The sequence below is a fragment of the Sutcliffiella sp. NPDC057660 genome, from assembly GCF_042800035.1.
Classification (GTDB): domain Bacteria; phylum Bacillota; class Bacilli; order Bacillales; family Bacillaceae_I; genus Sutcliffiella_A.
In genome coordinates, this window is the sequence record NZ_JBHVHV010000013.1 from 18941 (window position 1) to 34713 (window position 15773).

The following is a 15773-nucleotide window of genomic DNA, read 5'->3' on the forward strand; positions in this document are numbered from 1 at the left end:
CAATAGGCGAAGACTCCTCGAAAATGCGAGTATTTTTTTCGTGCGATGTATCGCTGCCGCAGCCTTCCTTGTCCTGCAGGAGATAGAGGCCCACAGGGCGAAGCCCGAGGAGGCTCCAGCACCGCCCCTTGGGTCGCTGCGCCTAGTGCGGAAATCACCAGCGGTGTTCAATGAAACCAAAAAAGTGCCAAAGGTGGCTGGGGAGCCATCTTTGGCACTTGCTGTTTTTAGTTCATGTCCAACAAAACAATACGAGCAGGAGAAGCATCCACGCCGGAAAGCTTCAAAGGAGCCGCTACCATGATATAGCTGCCTTCTTCAATGTCTTTTAGACGAAGCCCTTCGATGATGATGACATTGTTGTTAAACAAAGTCTTGTGTGTCGGGTGACCTTCCTGGCTGCGCTCAATGCCAAGTGCGTCCACTGCCACACCGCTGATTCCGATTTCTGCCAAGTAATGTGCAGCATCCTCTGCCACAAATACAAAGTCGAAATTGAACTCTTCGTCGAACGAGTTTTTCGTTTTGAACAGGATGAAGTCGTCTTTTTGGATATCAAGGTGTGCGATGTCTTCCTTCTTAATGCGTTCTTCCACAGAAGTCAGGTCGAATACTTTACAAGGACCTACCAGTCTTTCTAGCGGCAAGGTCTCAATGGTTTCGCCGTCCACGATCATGTGAAGAGGTGCGTCCACATGTGTACCGGTGTGCACGTCAAGCTCCAGGCGGGTTTCCGTTACATAACCGTTCGTATTCGTTGTTAATGCCGGTTGCTTTTCAGGCTTGTTTTTATAAACAGGCATACCTGTGTAGATAGGTGATGAAATGTCATATACTTTCATTTGAAAAACTCCTCTCAAAATTGGCTTTCTGATTAGCTTTTAACCTTTAGACTTCCCACCAATGGAATCCATCCCTCTTCAGCAACTCGTCAGCCTTCTTTGGTCCCACAGAGCCTGCTTCGTAGTTCGGGAAGTCTTCTGCTGTAGTGGTTTCCCATGCTTTGGATACCTGATCGATGAAGCTCCAGGAAAGAGCCACCTCATCCCAGTGTGTGAAATTGGTCATATCTCCGCGCATGGCATCGAAAATCAGGCGCTCATACGCTTCCGGTGTGTTGATCCCATCAATGCAATTGTTGCTGTAGTCGAGCTTGATCGGGGTGGTTGTAATATCCTTACCCGATTTCTTCGCATTCAAATGCAGGGTGATGCCTTCATCCGGCTGAATGTTGATGACAAGCAGGTTCGGGTCGACTTTTTCCCCGCGATTGTAATAAAGGTTCATCGGGATGTCCTTGAACTGTACGACAACCTTGGTAGACTTGGAGGACATTCTTTTTCCCGTACGAATATAGATTGGGACGCCTGCCCAGCGGAAGTTGTCGATGACAAGCTTTCCTGCCACATATGTTTCTGTGTTGGATGCGGGATCCACGGAATTTTCCTCGCGGTAGCCAGGCACCATTTCATCATCCATCATTCCTGCGCTATATTGGCCGCGTACGAAATATTGATCCACTTCGGACTGATCGATCTGACGCAGGGCTCGAAGCACCTTGACCTTTTCGCTTCGGATCTCTTCAGGGTTCAGCTTGATCGGCGGCTCCATCGCAAGCAGAGCGACCATCTGCAACATATGGTTCTGGACCATGTCACGCAGGGCACCGGAATTTTCGTAGTAGCGTCCGCGATCCTCCACTCCAAGTACTTCACTTGATGTAATTTGGATATTGGAGATGTAGCGATTGTTCCAGAGCGGTTCGAAAAGAGCATTGGCAAAACGGATCACTTCAATATTTTGCACCATTTCTTTCCCTAGATAGTGATCGATACGGTAGATTTCGGACTCATGGAATGCTCCGCGGATTTCTTCATTCAATTCTTTGGCAGTTGGCAAGCTATGGCCAAACGGCTTTTCGATAACAAGGCGTTTCCAGCCTGCTGTATCGGTCAAGCCCTCCGCTTTCAGGTTGGTGGCGATGGTACCGAAGAATTCAGGCGCCATGGCCAGGTAGAACATTCTGTTTCCGTTTGTTTGATACTCCTGATCCAGTAAACCTGATAGATCTTTCAGCTGTTGATAAGAATCGCTGCTCGTCACATCAAACGGCTGATAGTAGAAGTGGGAGCTGAACTCCTCTACATCGGTATTCCCGTTTGCAGCACCATTCACCGACTTTGCCACATTTGCACGGAAATCCTCATTGGTAAGGGGGCGGCGGGCTACACCGACAACCGCAAAGTTCTTTGAGATGCTTCCATTTTTATAAAGGCGATAGAGGGACGGATAGAGCTTACGTTTTGCCAGATCCCCGGTTGCTCCGAAAATAACGATTAAGCTTGTTGGATTTTCTTTAGTCATCACAGTAAGAACCTCACTTTTAGTAGCTAGTCTAAACGGAATTGTGTTACAACAATTAACTCATTCAGGACAAACAAATATGTAAAAAAGTAGCATTTATTATAATAAGTATGGAACATTGAAAAAATAACCTACCCAAGTATTTTATTTTATATAAAAATACAAAGCAATTCAATGTTTTCCGATATCACTATACCACATCATGGACATATTCCCCGAATGATTGACTCAGGGGAAATGTTAAACAAATAGTCAGTGTCTATGGTAAAGTAGGGATTGGAACAGTAACAGACAGGAGTGGTGGGTACATGGGCATAAACTGTGAAAATTGGTCCGCTCTTTTCAAGGAAGAATCAAAAAAAGATTATTTTATTAAATTGAATCAATTTATAGATGGCGAATACGAGTCACAAATAGTATACCCGTCGAGGGAGAACTTATTTCGTGCATTCCAGGCGACAAAATATGAGGAAGTGAAGGTCGTCATTATCGGTCAGGATCCGTACCATGGAAAGGGACAGGCCCATGGAATGAGCTTTTCTGTCCAAAAAGGGGTGACCATTCCTCCGTCACTTCGCAATATGTATAAAGAGCTGCATGCAGACTTAGGAATTGCCACACCAAACCATGGCTATCTGATGGAGTGGGCGAATGAGGGTGTGCTGCTACTGAATACGGTACTGACGGTCAGGGAATCTGAACCGAATTCCCACAAAGGCAAGGGCTGGGAGCAGTTTACCGATGCAGTGATCAGGAAGTTGAATGATCGAAGCCGCCCGGTCATCTTTCTTTTATGGGGAAAGCATGCCGAGCAAAAGGAGACACTCATCACCAATAGCCGTCACACTGTGATAAAAAGTCCTCACCCAAGTCCTTTTTCCGCAAACAGGGGCTTTTTTGGCAGCAGGCCGTTTTCTAAAGTGAATGCGGTATTAAAGGAAATGGGCGAAAAAGAAATAGATTGGCAGCTAACGCCATAAAGGTTAGTTAAGATGAAGGGAAGAGTACATATGGAAAGTTGGAAATTGAAAACGGCAGCTGGTAAGCCACCGTTATTTTGTAAATGCAGTCATGCTTGTCATCCTGTTGAATGCCATTTTGATCGGAGTGGAGACGTATCCTCATTTCAGACAGGATTATCCAGGGGTCATTCAAGGGTTTGAAGTGTTCTTTTTATGGTTCTTTACGATAGAAATCATTTTGAGGGTGTTTGCGGAAAAGAAATTCTATCAATTCTTCTATAGTAAATGGAACATATTCGATTTCGTGGTCGTGGCCGGGGTGCTTTTATTCAGCGGAACGTACTTCATTTCCGCCCTGCGTATCCTAAGGGTGCTGCGTGTCCTCCGAGCAGTGACGGTCATTCCGTCCCTTCAAAGGCTCGTAACGGCATTTCTGAAAACCATCCCATCGCTTGGGACGATCATGATGCTCCTTGGACTGGTGTTTTATATCTATGCCGTACTAGGGGTGATGTTCTTTGGAGAAATCTCTCCTGAATACTTCGGATCCCTGCACCTGTCGCTCGTCACATTATTCCAGGTCATCACACTTGAGTCCTGGGCAAGCGGCGTCTTCCGACCAATCTTTGCCGAGAGTCCATACTCCTGGATCTACTTTGTCTCCTTTATCCTTGTAGGAACCTTCATCGTCCTCAACCTGATTGTCGGTGAAATCCTCAACAACATCCAAGAGGCGAAAGAGGAAGAACAAAAAGACGACAAGATCGAAGTAAGCAAACAGGAACTAGCGAAAATCACGGACGAAATCAGCGAACTAAAAAAGCTGCTTATGAAAAAAGAACAAAATTAAAAAGGGGCCTGACCCCTTTTTAATTTTTCTACAAAACATAAAAAATGTATTAAATATCTTCCAGATGTTGTCGAAATAAATAAGAAAGAGATACAAATTTTTTTGCGGGGTTGTGCAAGCGGTTTCACAATTTGTAGCACAATGCTGAACCAAGAGAGACTGGCTTTAAAGGATGGAAGGGGAAGGACAATGGGGAGTATGAGAAAAAGGCTATTGGTCTTGACGGTTTTATTGGCGGCAATCGGGGTGGCTGCTTCGATCGTCATATGGATGAGCAGCATGCAAGTGCAGAAAAGTGTTAATGAAATGGAGGAGCTGACAGAGTTGAATGAGCGCTACTTTGAGCTTGTTCAATCCTATCAATCGACGTTGACGGATATGTATTTTGTCGTATCGAGTGGCTATTCCAAAAAGCATGTGGAGGGAATCGAGAAGAATCTTCTTGGTACCGAAGAGAAGCTGGCAAATTTCGAGCCTTATTTCGAGAAATATGAAGAATTAGGACAGTTAAAGCAGTATTTTGTCGTTTCACATGAAACATTGTCTAAACAATATCTACTAATTAGTGACGTTTCCAATGCAACGAACATGGATCGTCTGCGAATCCAGACATCAGAGGAGCTGGCGAAAGCTCGTAATCAAGTGGAGCGGGCAAATGTCACAGGGATGGAGTTTCTCCAGAAGTTCAATGATGAAAATAGACAGGAAATACAGGCACAGGTCGGTTCGACAGAATTATGGACCCTGCTTTCTTTATTAGTGGTTGTGCTTGTTCCAATTTTCGCTTTGCTTACCTTCCGTACAGCCTTTAACAGAGGAGTGAATATGCTGCTCGAACGAGTGGGCGCATATCAGCAAGGTGATTTTACGTTCGCATCCAAGCGCTCTGCAAGAAAAGATGAATTCGGCCAGGTGGATCAAGCGCTGACGAAAATGGGTCAGAACATCGATCAGCTGATGAATGGAAGTCTCGATGCCAACCAGCGTCTTCAGGTTGTCATGCAGGAGCTGCTGATCGGGGCAGACCAGAATCTTGATAAATCCGCTTTGATTAAATTAAAGTCCGAACAGGTGACAGAAAAAGTGGCGTTGCAATACGAAGGGACAGCAGCCATTTCGGCGGTTACCGAGCAGGCTTCTGCCAGCACGCAGGAAATATACAGCATTGTGGATGTGATGATGCGAAACCTCGAAAACATGGAAATCCTATCGAAAAAGGGTGCCGCGTCTGTGAAGCAGATGTCTGAGACGATGCATCATTCCTCCAAGGAGACCGAGTCCATCGTCAGCCGTTTTTCTCAGATTAAGACAAGCATTGATGAAGCTCAAAGCTTTTTAAAAGGAATAAATGAAATCACGACGCAAACGAATCTGCTGGCATTAAATGCTTCCATCGAAGCGGCTAGGGCCGGGGAGGCAGGAAAAGGATTTGCGGTGGTAGCAGAAGAGATCCGCAAGCTCTCATCCCAGACAGATCTTTTTTCAAAAGAAATCAACAGCATCACCGGACGTATCCAGGAGGATGCCAACACTGTGCTGGTGGAGTTCGAAGCCTTCAAGGATACGATCGACCAGACCAATGAACAAAACACAGCTTCTGCAAAGCTATTTCAGGATATTGCCACCAATAGCGGCACCCTGTTGGAGCAGGGCACCCATATTACTGCAGCCATGGAGGAAATCAGCCTCGGAGTGAATGACATCGTAAACTCCGTCAATGACCTAGTTACCTCCTCGTCGGAATTGACACAGCAGATGGGGGAAGTCGTAAATGCTGCAGACCACCAAGTGGCCGTTTCCAACAGCATGAAAGGAACAGTGGATGTTGTTAAAGAAACAGCGGAAGACCTTGCTGCAACCATAGAGTCCATAAACAATCGCTGACCAAGAAACCTGTGATGATATTTGTCACAGGTTTTATTTTTGTTGTTAAATATTTGACAAAGACTAAACCAAAGATTAAGTGTCCTCATTAAACACCCTGTTGATCTCCGTTCCAGGCATTCGCTTTCCGCGGGGCGCTGCTTGAGCCTCCTCGGCTTGCCTGCGGGGTCTCAAGTCAACCGCTATCTCCCGCAGGAGTCTCATGCCTTGCACTCCAATCAACAGGGGAGACTGGAAATAATAATGATAAAGCTTAAAAGAAGAGATAGAACCATTTTTGCACTTTATATACACGGCAGAGATTTGCTTCATTTTGTCTCATCAAATGGTTTGCTTCTTTCAATAGAAAACGTAAAAACCGAGAGTTGATTGTAGTAGCGGAAGACTTTGAACACTGGATCCTCGTACGGCCAAATGCAGTTTTATGTGTATGCCAGCTGGTGATTGGAGCAATAGGCGGAGACTCCTGCGGGAGACAGCGGTAGGCTGGAGACCCCACAGGGCAAAAGCCCGAGGAGGCTCCAGCACCGCCCCGCGGAAAGCGCAGCCTAGTGCGGAAAGCACCAGCGGTTTTTTAACCAGAATTTTAATTGTTTTGCAAAACCGCTTTATAAACATAACAAAGTGCCTTATTCGTCACAGGTTATTCATAGGATGCACACGTATAAAATGGTAAAATGAAAGAGGATAATGGGGAAAAGGGTGTGAGGGAATGGAACCGAAGCGGATTGATTGCATGAAGTGCCGGCATTACTATGTAACATGGGATGCCAAGTTTCCAAAAGGCTGCCGTGCATTCGGGTTCAAAACCAATCAATTGCCTTCCCTGGCAGTTTTCCGTTCGTCCGGAAGCCCTTGTATGAAGTTTGAAAAAAAGGCTTCGGCAAAAGAGCCTTCCAGTAAAGGCTATTACATATAAAGGCTTATTCCAAGGAAGCCTGAAAAAGGAGACAAGCATGAAAAAAAGAAATTTCCTGCCGTGGATCATCGGCATATCCATCCTGATCAATGCACTTGTTGTGCTTATATTTTTCCTTCCGCAATACGAGGGGCTTGCACATGTGGATTTGACATTCCTGCCGATGATGAACGCGATATTCAACAGTTTTACCTTTGTATTCCTCGTGTGTGCGCTTGTGGCGATCTTAAAGAAGAATATTACCGTGCACCGACGTTTTATTTTGGCGGCATTTACGTCCACCACACTATTCTTGGTCACTTATGTGACTTATCATTCGCTCACGGAATCGACACCGTTTGGGGGAGAGGGCATCATCCGGTCCATCTACTTCTTTATTTTATTGACGCATATCGTGTTGGCGGTCGTCATTGTGCCGTTGGCGTTATATTCCTTGGTAACCGGTTGGAGTATGCAAAAGGAACGCCATCGTAAAATAGCACGCTGGACAATGCCGTTATGGCTTTATGTAAGCTTAACTGGTGTTATCGTTTATTTTATGATATCTCCATATTATTGAAGGAGGGGAAAACATGAGCATCACATTGGATAAAGTCTTGCAGCGCATGCAAGCGGAACTGAATCTGGCGCAGGGAACGGGAAGTCTTCAAAAGAAGCGCGAGCATCTTGCTGCGATGAAATCCCTTTGCGAACTGGCTTTGGAGGAGGACGTACAGCAGGTGACAAGACCTGCTGCACCAAGCATGCAGCCCGTAGCGCCGACACTAGCGGCAAGCAATTTTGCTCCAATAGCTCAGCAGAGCCCGCCGATGAGCAATTTTCCGTCCAAACCCATGAAAGAGGACGAGGCGAACGGAGACTCTATTTTTGACTTTTAACCTTCTTCCGAAAAGTTACCATACTAAACTGCATATGAAGTAGTCAAACTAAAAACACCCCAGCAAGTATGGAGGTGTTTTTTACACATGATGGGTAGTATGGACGGAACATTTTTAGGGTTAGCTTCCTATATGGATAGAAATATCGATTCATCCACGAAGCTTTCTCATGATCGCTATGAAGTTTACGTAAACGGTGACTTTGTTGGACAAAAAACGCTGCTTTCGACAAGGGAAGATGTCACAAGTGTCAATGAATTCCTGCACACACAGGGACACAATGACTTCCTTGCGAATCTGGACGGCGATCATTATCATATAAGTACAACCAAAAAAGAACGAGAGCTCAAACACGCATTACAGCTGTATTTGAACTCCCGTTGAGTAGGCGCCCCAAGACCGAATCAGGTGGGGCGTTTTATTTTTGGATGAAAATTTCTACATGCTTCAGGAAAAGCTGCTGCTCTTCCAGCGCTTTATACGCCTCATCGAGAGTCGCTTCCTTAAATTGAATCATTCCACCTGGAGGCACCTGCACCAGTTTAGGAAGATCAGCTGTGATGACCGTCCCGATCCGGCGATAGCCGCCAGTCGTCTGCCTGTCAGCCAAGAGAACGATAGGCTGGCCGTCTTCCGGCACCTGAATACCGCCAAGCGGAATCGCATCGGATGCGATTCCTTTATGGGTAGGGGAAGACAACGGGACCTTGCCCTGTAACCTGTAGCCCATGCGATCACCCTGACCCACCTGATAGGCCTGTGAGAAAAACTGCTCAAAATCCTCTGTTCCGAAATGCGTTTCGTGTGGTCCGCGAATGACGCGCACCTCCACCTCTTTCGGGTAGCTGAATTCGTGGCGCAGCCCTCTGGCAGGTAAGGGAGAAGGGAGGGACTCCGCAGAAAGCATGTCCCCTTTTTTTATCTCTAGACCAAGACTCGCCTTGGAATAAAAGGATTTGCTCCCCAAATGGATCGGAACCGAAAACCCGCCACTCACGGCAATATATGCATACACTCCACCTCTTGGAGCGCCGAACTGCAGCTTGTCGCCTTCATTTACCTGCAGGGTCTTCCACATATCCACTGGCGTTCCATTAATCATGGGGGAGAGGTCCGCCCCGCAAATAGCGATGGTTGCACTTTTGGCTGTCACTGTAAAAGAGGGCCCTTGAACGGCAATCTCGATGCATGCCTCTTCTTTTGGATTTCCGACAAGCAGATTGGCAATCTGACATGCCGTCGTGTCCATTGCTCCGGATGCCACCACACCTTTGGATTGGTGTTTTTTCCTTCCCATGTCTTGAAAAGAAGTGAGCAGACCTGGCTTGTCTACTTGGAAAATTGGACAGCTCATAGGCGCTGCACCTTCGCAATTTCAATCATATTTCCACTAAGAGTCTGATGGAGCTGCTGGGCAAAAAGAATCGCATGCTCATTGTCTCCATGAAGGCAGATGGTGTCGACATGGAGCTTCACCGTGTCCCCATTGACCGTTGTAACCGTACCTTGCCCGACCATCTGAATGACCTGCTGCACAGCCTTATCCACCTCATGGATGACCGCATTCGGTTGGTTCCGAGGAGTGAGGGTTCCATCTTGCTGGTAGGTTCTGTCCGCGAATCCTTCAGAAGCTGTACGAAGTCCTGCGTCCTCACCTGCACGAATGAGCTCACTGCCAGCCAGACCGTAAAGCAGAAGCGAAGAGTCGAAAGCTTTTACCGCCTTTGCGATTGCCTCTGCAAGCGTGTAGTCTTTTGCTGCCATATTATACAGTGCCCCATGAGGTTTTACATGATGAAGCGAAACGTCGTGTGCCCGGCAGAATGCTTCCATGGCACCGATCTGATAAAGAATGAGGTGATAGACTTCATCCGGGGTGAGCGGCATGCTGCGCCGGCCGAAGCCCTGGATATCCTGAAATCCTGGATGGGCCCCGATTGCAACATTGTTCTCTTTTGCAAGTGCTACAGTCCGGTCCATCACATGTGGATCGCCTGCATGAAAGCCGCAGGCAATATTGGCAGAGGTAACGTAAGGGAGAATCAATTCGTCATTGCCCATCACAAACGAACCGAAGCTCTCGCCTAAATCACAGTTCAAATCAATTGTCTTCATGGTTGAAAATCACTTCCTTTTTCCATGCACTTTGAGGAACTTTTTCCTGCCATAAGGCAAATTCCTTTTCGGAAATAGCTTGAAAACGCACTTTATCGCCAGCCTGCAGCAGGAAGGAATCCTCCACATCCGGTAAAAAAAGGGGTATCGGCGTACGGCCGATAAGATTCCACCCGCCAGGCGAATCCACGGGATATACGCCTGTTTGATTACCGCCAATCCCGACAGACCCTGCAGGAACCTTGCTTCTTGGGGTCGCGAGTCTTGGTGTTTCCAAGGAAGGCGGTAGCCCATTCAAATAAGGGAATCCCGGCAGGAATCCGAGCATTGCCACTTCATAGGCAGCGCTGCTATGCTTTTCAATGATTTCTTCCACTGCAGTCTGGTGCTTGTCAGCAAGCGAGGCTAAATCGGGCCCATCATATAAAGTTGGCAGTAGGACCGTCCTCTTGGAAACTTCACTTTCGCAGGCAGGCATAGTTTCCAAGATGCCCAAAACTTTTTCTTTTAAAATCATATAATCAGAAGTTGGATATTCATAAAAGATGGTTATACTGCTGATGCCAGGGACGATATCCACGACACCAGGCAGGGAGCCGGCAATAAGATGAGTACAAATGGTCCGAATGGCTGTATTCTTATCCAAAAGCTCAATTCGCAACGCCTGATCTCCAAGCGGTTGTAACAGATAGTTCAAAAAACATCACCCTTACATGAGGAGAATTGTGTTATACATAATATTAAGCTGTTTTTGTAACGCAAAAACAGCATTTATGCGAAAATACTTACTATATAGCTTAAACGAAAAGAACAAGTTAGGAAAGGTGGACCCACTCATGAATCTATTTATCATACTTGGTGCGATCAACGCATTTCTTGCCGTGGCACTTGGAGCCTTTGGGGCGCACGGACTGGAAGGGAAAGTAACAGAGCGGATGCTCGAGATCTGGAAAACAGGGGTAACCTACCAGATGTTCCATGCAGGAGGGCTTTTTGTCATCGCATTCCTGATTGACCGCTTTGGCAGCTCAGGACTTTTATCCACTGCCGGCTGGTCAATGACAATCGGGATCATCCTATTCTCAGGGAGCCTCTATGTACTGACATTGTCCGGGGTGAAAATCTTGGGCGCCATCACGCCGCTTGGCGGAGTGGCATTCCTGCTTGGATGGGTATTGGTGATTGTGGCGGCAATGAAGGCGTAAAAAAACACGCAAGCGCATGAAAATGCGGCTTGCGTGTTTTTTTGCTTATTATCGAGGCTGATATTGTGCCAGCTGGCCTTGGCTGTTGAACGGATATTCATAATCAAGCTCTTCATCGAATGTGATGTAATCAAGGTAAACCATCAAGAGCAGATAACGCTTTCCGGTTTGCGGGTCACTTAAGATAATGTGATCCCTTCCTGCCGCTTCAATGATCCCTTTAAAAATCTTAGCGTTCCATTCGCGGTTGTTCTCAAATGTCATATACACCGTTGCCAGCTTGCCGCGGTTCAACCGTAGAATATTTTCGATGTAAGATTGCTCAAGCGGCAGCATTCCCGGTACATCCGGCCCCTGTTGGGCAGTCTGCGTCGGAAAGGATGGTACCTGTAATCCAGTCTGCTGGGCACCGGCCACCTGCTGCATTTGTTGACCGTACATTCCGTATGGATAACCACCTTGCTGATTTCTTGTGTAGGCTGAGTAAGGATCTCCGTACCCTTGTGCATAAGGGTAACCTGCTGCCTGTGAAAATTGTTGACTCATGTGTCATTCCCTCCTCAAAAACGTGAAAGTAGTCTACTCTTTTTTAAAAAGTCTGGTAAACACTCGGACAGTTTGCTTCCAATGGAAAAAAGAAGCAGTGTGATTTGAACTGGCCGGCATTCGGCTGATTGTACCATTGAGACGGACATGGACCATCCGGACGGAAGAACCATAAGGAGTTTGTTGCCGGCCTGAAACGCTCTCCATTAATAGTACGGCGTGCCAGTCTGATTTCCTTATCCCGTGCCCGCTGGTAGAAATACCCTTTTTTAGTAGCTTCAAAGCCACCGGGACTTTGGAACACCATCTTATTGATCGTATTAATATTCTTGAAATCCAAGCAGTTTGCACGAACGCGATTGACACCGACATTACCAACTAACAGCATTCCTTGAACACCATCGCCTTCAGCCTCTGCGCGTATCAGCCGGGCCAAGGTTTTCACATCCGCTTCGTTGTGAGATATAACTGACATTTTCTCACCTCAATTTCCGATAAAGCATAGGTATCTCCCCTATTAACATATTGAGTGGTCAGAAAATGGTGCAACTTTTTTGTGAGAAATCATACTAGTAGATTGTATGTGGAAGGTGGAGGGAATATGACAAGGGGACGCCGGAAGAAAATCGTCCCGGACCTCCCCTCAGCCACAAAAAAGCGCCAACCCGAAAGTTGGCGCTCACAAATCTTTTTATACGTGCAAGAAAGAGTATACTTTGTCTTCTTCAAGCAGATTTCCTACATAAAACGCTCCGAATTCCCCGAAACGGGCACTTACTTCGTCAAAACGCATTTCGTAGACAAGCTTTTTGAACTGAAGCGCTTCGTCAGCGAATAAGGTCACGCCCCACTCGTAGTCATCAAATCCTACAGAACCGGTGATGACCTGCTTCACTTTTCCGGCATATTGGCGGCCGATCATGCCATGGCTGCGCATCATGCGGCGACGGTCTTCCATCGGCAGCATGTACCAGTTGTCTTCACCGTTGCGGCGCTTGTCCATCGGATAGAAGCAGACATGCTTCGCTTTCGGCAATTCCGGGTATAGTCTGGCAAGAATCTGCGGGTTCTGATATGGATCTTCACCCTCAGGAAGATAGTTGCTCAGCTCCACGATCGACACATAGGAATGTACCGGAATCGTATACTGTGCAAGCGTTGTTTTGTTGAACTCATTTTCGATGGCGTTCAATTCCTCCAAAGTCGGACGAAGAAGCATCATCATGAAGTCGGCTTTTTGACCGACGATTGTGTATAGTGCGTGGCTTCCGTTTTTATCCCGTTGAACATGGTTCCATTTTTCCACTAATCCCAAGAACTCATTGATGGCCGTTTGGCGCTCTTCACTTGAAAGTGTCTTCCAAAGTGCCCAATCCACCGTACGGAAATCATGCAGGCAATACCAGCCGTCTAATGTTTGTGCTGCTTCACTCATCATAATCACTCCTATATAGAAATTAGATAATAGATTTACTATGTATTCCTTCTTACTATAACACAGTTTATCCTTATCTTCTTATTAGTAAAACTGCAAAAATGTGACGGGTTGATGAATAGGATGGGACAGGCAGATAACAATAGAAGAGCGAAGACTATGGATTTTTGTTAGAAAATAAAGACTTTTTCCTGTAAGCGATAACAACAGTGGCTTATGGTTGCTTTTCAATTTTGTTGAAGTATCCTTATCAGTAGAAGCTAATCTAAGTGTAGTTCAAAAAGAGGATAAAAAGAGCAAAGAAGTTCGAGGAAGCGAAGTCTCGAGCACCGCAGCGTATGTTTAGGATACGTGAGGAGCTGTGATGCAAGCTGACGAAGAAGTTCGAAGCAATTTTTACCGGACTTTTTGAACATCATCTATAAAGCAAATTAAGGAGCGATTTGTGTGAGTGATTTATTTACTACCTTAAAAGAAAAAGTGGCAGGAAAAGATATCAGGATCGTATTCCCCGAGGGCAATGACGAGCGAGTTCTGACAGCAGTTGCCCGTTTGGCGGCAGAAAATATGGTGCAGCCGATCGTGGTTGGAGACCTCGATGAGATCAATGGACTTGCAGCAAGCCATAAATTGACATTGGATGGCGTGGAAATCTACGATCCAAAAACATACGAGCACATGGACGAGCTTGTGGCATCCTTCGTGGAACGCCGCAAAGGGAAAGCATCAGAAGAGGATGCGCGCAAGATTCTTCTTAACCCGAACTATTTCGGAACGATGCTTGTACACGTGAACCGTGCGCAAGGACTTGTAAGCGGAGCGGCTCATTCCACAGCTGACACTGTTCGCCCGGCGCTACAGATCATCAAAACAAAAGAAGGCGTCCGCAAAACATCCGGTGTGTTCATCATGGTACGCAATGACGAGAAGTATGTATTCGCGGATTGCGCCATCAACATTTCCCCTGACAGCAACGACCTGGCGGAAATTGCAGTGGAAAGTGCCGCAACAGCAAAAATGTTCAACATAGAGCCAAAGGTTGCGATGCTGAGCTTCTCGACAAAAGGATCGGCGAAATCCTCTGAAACGGAGCGCGTAGTAGAAGCGGCTCGCCTTGCAGCTGAACGCGACCCGAACCTTGTAGTGGACGGCGAATTCCAATTCGACGCAGCATTCGTTCCATCTGTTGCAGAAAAGAAAGCACCTGGATCCATCATTAAAGGGGACGCGAACGTATTCGTATTCCCGAGCCTGGAAGCAGGCAACATCGGCTACAAAATCGCACAACGCCTTGGTAACTTCGAAGCGGTAGGACCGATCCTGCAAGGCTTGAACAAACCGGTAAACGACCTATCCCGCGGCTGCAGCGTGGAAGACGTTTACAAGCTTGCGCTTATTACAGCAGGGCAGGCAATGAACTAAATGTGACGGCGGAAGAGGAAGTGAGTGCTTGGTGGCGCACCTTCCTCTTTTTTTTAATGGACGAAGTTTGAGGAATTTGAGGAATTTGTGAATCGCTAGAAGATTTTGTGGAATAGCTAGAAGTTTACAAAGAATCGCTAGAACCTTTCACACAATCGCTAGAAATTCACCGGAAATCGCTAGAACCACAACGCTTCATCAGCAATTTCTTCATTCAATCTGCTTGCAATTCCCTCCACGTTACATTTTTCCGCCTTTCCCTTCACCTAATTCTTGTATTATAATGCAAAGGAATAAATTTGAACGTTCAGAGGAGTTACCATTATCATGATAGAACCGACAAATGCGCTTGCCCAGGCGCTACTCATGCAGCCTAGCTGGCGAATCATCGATCAATCTTCATTAGGTGCAAATTTCCATGCTCTTCAGTCGTTTGCCATGGATGACACGTTATGTACCTCTGTAGGAAAGGGAGAAAGCGGAGCGGTCTGCCGGACATGGGTCCATCAGAGAACGATTGTACTCGGCATTCAAGATACGAGACTGCCCTATCTTAAAGAAGGTATCGACTATTTGAACAGCCAGGGGTATGAGGTGATCGTGCGAAACTCAGGCGGATTGGCAGTCGTACTGGACGATGGCGTCCTAAACATTTCGCTTGTGTTCCCTGAAGGTGAAAAGGCGATTGATATCAATAGAGGCTATGATGCGATGTTTGAACTCACAAAGGATATGTTCAAGGATCTGACCTCTGAAATAGAAGCAAAGGAGATAATCGGGTCGTACTGTCCGGGTAGCTATGACCTGAGTATCGGCGGTAGGAAATTTGCAGGTATTTCGCAAAGGCGCATCCGGGGCGGGGTGGCTGTCCAAATCTACCTTTGCATCGACGGCAGCGGTTCGGAGCGTGCTGCCATAATCGGAGAGTTCTACAAGCGGGCGCTGCAAGGCGAGCAGACAAAATTCGCCTTCCCATCAATCAACCCAAGTGTGATGGCTTCCTTGACCGAGCTGACAGGGCAGACGTTGACCGTACAGGACGTGATGCTCAGACTGCTCACTTCGCTGAAGGAAATGAGCGGCAAAATTTTCGCCGGTACGCTACAAGGGGCCGAAACGGAGCTCTATCAGCACTATTATCAACGGATAGTGGAGCGAAATGAGAAGGTGCTGGGGGATTAATCTAAAGGGGC

General features: G+C 46.7%; 18 protein-coding genes. 10 read left to right on the top strand and 8 right to left on the bottom strand.

Annotated elements, in window-relative coordinates:
• Positions 1-227: 227 nt before the first annotated feature.
• On the bottom strand, positions 228-842 hold the full coding sequence (locus tag ACFVAD_RS15745; protein WP_386642011.1) for a cyclase family protein: 615 nt from the start codon (positions 840-842) through the stop codon (positions 228-230).
• Positions 843-888: 46 nt separating this feature from the next.
• Positions 889-2364: a glucose-6-phosphate dehydrogenase gene (zwf, locus tag ACFVAD_RS15750; protein ID WP_386642374.1), complete on the bottom strand. Its 1476-nt coding sequence runs from the start codon at positions 2362-2364 to the stop codon at positions 889-891.
• A 308-nt stretch (positions 2365-2672) separates the two neighbouring features.
• Here zwf and ACFVAD_RS15755 point away from each other — a divergent pair, with 308 nt between their 5' ends.
• The 7 genes from ACFVAD_RS15755 to ACFVAD_RS15785 all read left to right on the top strand — a co-directional run bounded on the left by ACFVAD_RS15755 (position 2673) and on the right by ACFVAD_RS15785 (position 8241).
• Positions 2673-3344 (top strand): uracil-DNA glycosylase, encoded by a 672-nt coding sequence (locus tag ACFVAD_RS15755; protein ID WP_386642013.1) that lies wholly within the window; start codon positions 2673-2675, stop codon positions 3342-3344.
• Positions 3345-3402: 58 nt separating this feature from the next.
• Complete coding sequence (locus ACFVAD_RS15760; RefSeq protein ID WP_386642376.1) at positions 3403-4176, top strand: ion transporter; 774 nt, start codon at positions 3403-3405, stop codon at positions 4174-4176.
• Between the two features lie 189 nt (positions 4177-4365).
• Positions 4366-6060 (top strand): methyl-accepting chemotaxis protein, encoded by a 1695-nt coding sequence (locus tag ACFVAD_RS15765; RefSeq protein WP_386642015.1) that lies wholly within the window; start codon positions 4366-4368, stop codon positions 6058-6060.
• 712 nt (positions 6061-6772) lie between these two features.
• Entirely contained in the window at positions 6773-6979 is a 207-nt protein-coding gene (locus ACFVAD_RS15770) for a hypothetical protein (protein ID WP_386642018.1), read from the top strand.
• 37 nt (positions 6980-7016) lie between these two features.
• Positions 7017-7538, top strand: coding sequence for a DUF420 domain-containing protein (locus ACFVAD_RS15775; protein ID WP_386642020.1), 522 nt, complete (start codon positions 7017-7019; stop codon positions 7536-7538).
• 13 nt (positions 7539-7551) lie between these two features.
• Positions 7552-7857 (top strand): YwdI family protein, encoded by a 306-nt coding sequence (locus ACFVAD_RS15780; protein ID WP_386642023.1) that lies wholly within the window; start codon positions 7552-7554, stop codon positions 7855-7857.
• Positions 7858-7944: 87 nt separating this feature from the next.
• Positions 7945-8241: a hypothetical protein gene (locus ACFVAD_RS15785; RefSeq protein ID WP_386642026.1), complete on the top strand. Its 297-nt coding sequence runs from the start codon at positions 7945-7947 to the stop codon at positions 8239-8241.
• A gap of 34 nt (positions 8242-8275) precedes the next feature.
• On the opposite strand, the gene ACFVAD_RS15790 is transcribed toward ACFVAD_RS15785, so the two are convergent.
• From ACFVAD_RS15790 to pxpB, 3 genes are read right to left on the bottom strand one after another with little or no spacing between them, the layout of a single operon-like run.
• The gene (locus tag ACFVAD_RS15790; RefSeq protein ID WP_386642029.1) at positions 8276-9211 is read right to left on the bottom strand and encodes a 5-oxoprolinase subunit C family protein; all 936 of its coding nucleotides are present in this window, start codon (positions 9209-9211) and stop codon (positions 8276-8278) included.
• The gene (locus tag ACFVAD_RS15795) at positions 9208-9972 is read right to left on the bottom strand and encodes a 5-oxoprolinase subunit PxpA (protein ID WP_386642031.1); all 765 of its coding nucleotides are present in this window, start codon (positions 9970-9972) and stop codon (positions 9208-9210) included. The genes ACFVAD_RS15790 and ACFVAD_RS15795 overlap by 4 nt, the downstream gene beginning before the upstream one ends.
• Positions 9959-10669: a 5-oxoprolinase subunit PxpB gene (pxpB, locus tag ACFVAD_RS15800; RefSeq protein ID WP_386642033.1), complete on the bottom strand. Its 711-nt coding sequence runs from the start codon at positions 10667-10669 to the stop codon at positions 9959-9961. The genes ACFVAD_RS15795 and pxpB overlap by 14 nt, the downstream gene beginning before the upstream one ends.
• 139 nt (positions 10670-10808) lie before the next feature.
• Here pxpB and ACFVAD_RS15805 point away from each other — a divergent pair, with 139 nt between their 5' ends.
• The gene (locus ACFVAD_RS15805; protein WP_386642036.1) at positions 10809-11177 is read left to right on the top strand and encodes a DUF423 domain-containing protein; all 369 of its coding nucleotides are present in this window, start codon (positions 10809-10811) and stop codon (positions 11175-11177) included.
• Between the two features lie 48 nt (positions 11178-11225).
• On the opposite strand, the gene gerQ is transcribed toward ACFVAD_RS15805, so the two are convergent.
• The 3 genes from gerQ to hemQ form a co-directional block, all read right to left on the bottom strand.
• Complete coding sequence (gerQ, locus tag ACFVAD_RS15810; RefSeq protein WP_386642038.1) at positions 11226-11723, bottom strand: spore coat protein GerQ; 498 nt, start codon at positions 11721-11723, stop codon at positions 11226-11228.
• Between the two features lie 43 nt (positions 11724-11766).
• The gene (locus ACFVAD_RS15815) at positions 11767-12198 is read right to left on the bottom strand and encodes a cell wall hydrolase (RefSeq protein ID WP_386642040.1); all 432 of its coding nucleotides are present in this window, start codon (positions 12196-12198) and stop codon (positions 11767-11769) included.
• Positions 12199-12414: 216 nt separating this feature from the next.
• A complete protein-coding gene (hemQ, locus tag ACFVAD_RS15820) occupies positions 12415-13158 on the bottom strand; it encodes a hydrogen peroxide-dependent heme synthase (RefSeq protein WP_204413111.1) in 744 nt (247 codons plus the stop codon).
• Positions 13159-13605: 447 nt separating this feature from the next.
• Between hemQ and pta the strand changes: the two genes are divergently transcribed.
• Complete coding sequence (gene pta, locus ACFVAD_RS15825) at positions 13606-14580, top strand: phosphate acetyltransferase (RefSeq protein WP_386642042.1); 975 nt, start codon at positions 13606-13608, stop codon at positions 14578-14580.
• A 327-nt stretch (positions 14581-14907) separates the two neighbouring features.
• The gene (gene lipL, locus ACFVAD_RS15830) at positions 14908-15762 is read left to right on the top strand and encodes an octanoyl-[GcvH]:protein N-octanoyltransferase (RefSeq protein ID WP_386642044.1); all 855 of its coding nucleotides are present in this window, start codon (positions 14908-14910) and stop codon (positions 15760-15762) included.
• Positions 15763-15773: the final 11 nt, after the last annotated feature.

Coding starts and splice junctions, on each gene's coding strand:
- ACFVAD_RS15745 (WP_386642011.1), bottom strand. CDS start 842: ATGAAAGTATATGACATTTCATCACCTATCTACACAGGTATGCCTGTT.
- zwf (WP_386642374.1), bottom strand. CDS start 2,364: ATGACTAAAGAAAATCCAACAAGCTTAATCGTTATTTTCGGAGCAACC.
- ACFVAD_RS15755 (WP_386642013.1), top strand. CDS start 2,673: ATGGGCATAAACTGTGAAAATTGGTCCGCTCTTTTCAAGGAAGAATCA.
- ACFVAD_RS15765 (WP_386642015.1), top strand. CDS start 4,366: ATGGGGAGTATGAGAAAAAGGCTATTGGTCTTGACGGTTTTATTGGCG.
- ACFVAD_RS15770 (WP_386642018.1), top strand. CDS start 6,773: ATGGAACCGAAGCGGATTGATTGCATGAAGTGCCGGCATTACTATGTA.
- ACFVAD_RS15775 (WP_386642020.1), top strand. CDS start 7,017: ATGAAAAAAAGAAATTTCCTGCCGTGGATCATCGGCATATCCATCCTG.
- ACFVAD_RS15780 (WP_386642023.1), top strand. CDS start 7,552: ATGAGCATCACATTGGATAAAGTCTTGCAGCGCATGCAAGCGGAACTG.
- ACFVAD_RS15785 (WP_386642026.1), top strand. CDS start 7,945: ATGATGGGTAGTATGGACGGAACATTTTTAGGGTTAGCTTCCTATATG.
- ACFVAD_RS15790 (WP_386642029.1), bottom strand. CDS start 9,211: ATGAGCTGTCCAATTTTCCAAGTAGACAAGCCAGGTCTGCTCACTTCT.
- ACFVAD_RS15795 (WP_386642031.1), bottom strand. CDS start 9,972: ATGAAGACAATTGATTTGAACTGTGATTTAGGCGAGAGCTTCGGTTCG.
- ACFVAD_RS15805 (WP_386642036.1), top strand. CDS start 10,809: ATGAATCTATTTATCATACTTGGTGCGATCAACGCATTTCTTGCCGTG.
- gerQ (WP_386642038.1), bottom strand. CDS start 11,723: ATGAGTCAACAATTTTCACAGGCAGCAGGTTACCCTTATGCACAAGGG.
- ACFVAD_RS15815 (WP_386642040.1), bottom strand. CDS start 12,198: ATGTCAGTTATATCTCACAACGAAGCGGATGTGAAAACCTTGGCCCGG.
- hemQ (WP_204413111.1), bottom strand. CDS start 13,158: ATGAGTGAAGCAGCACAAACATTAGACGGCTGGTATTGCCTGCATGAT.
- lipL (WP_386642044.1), top strand. CDS start 14,908: ATGATAGAACCGACAAATGCGCTTGCCCAGGCGCTACTCATGCAGCCT.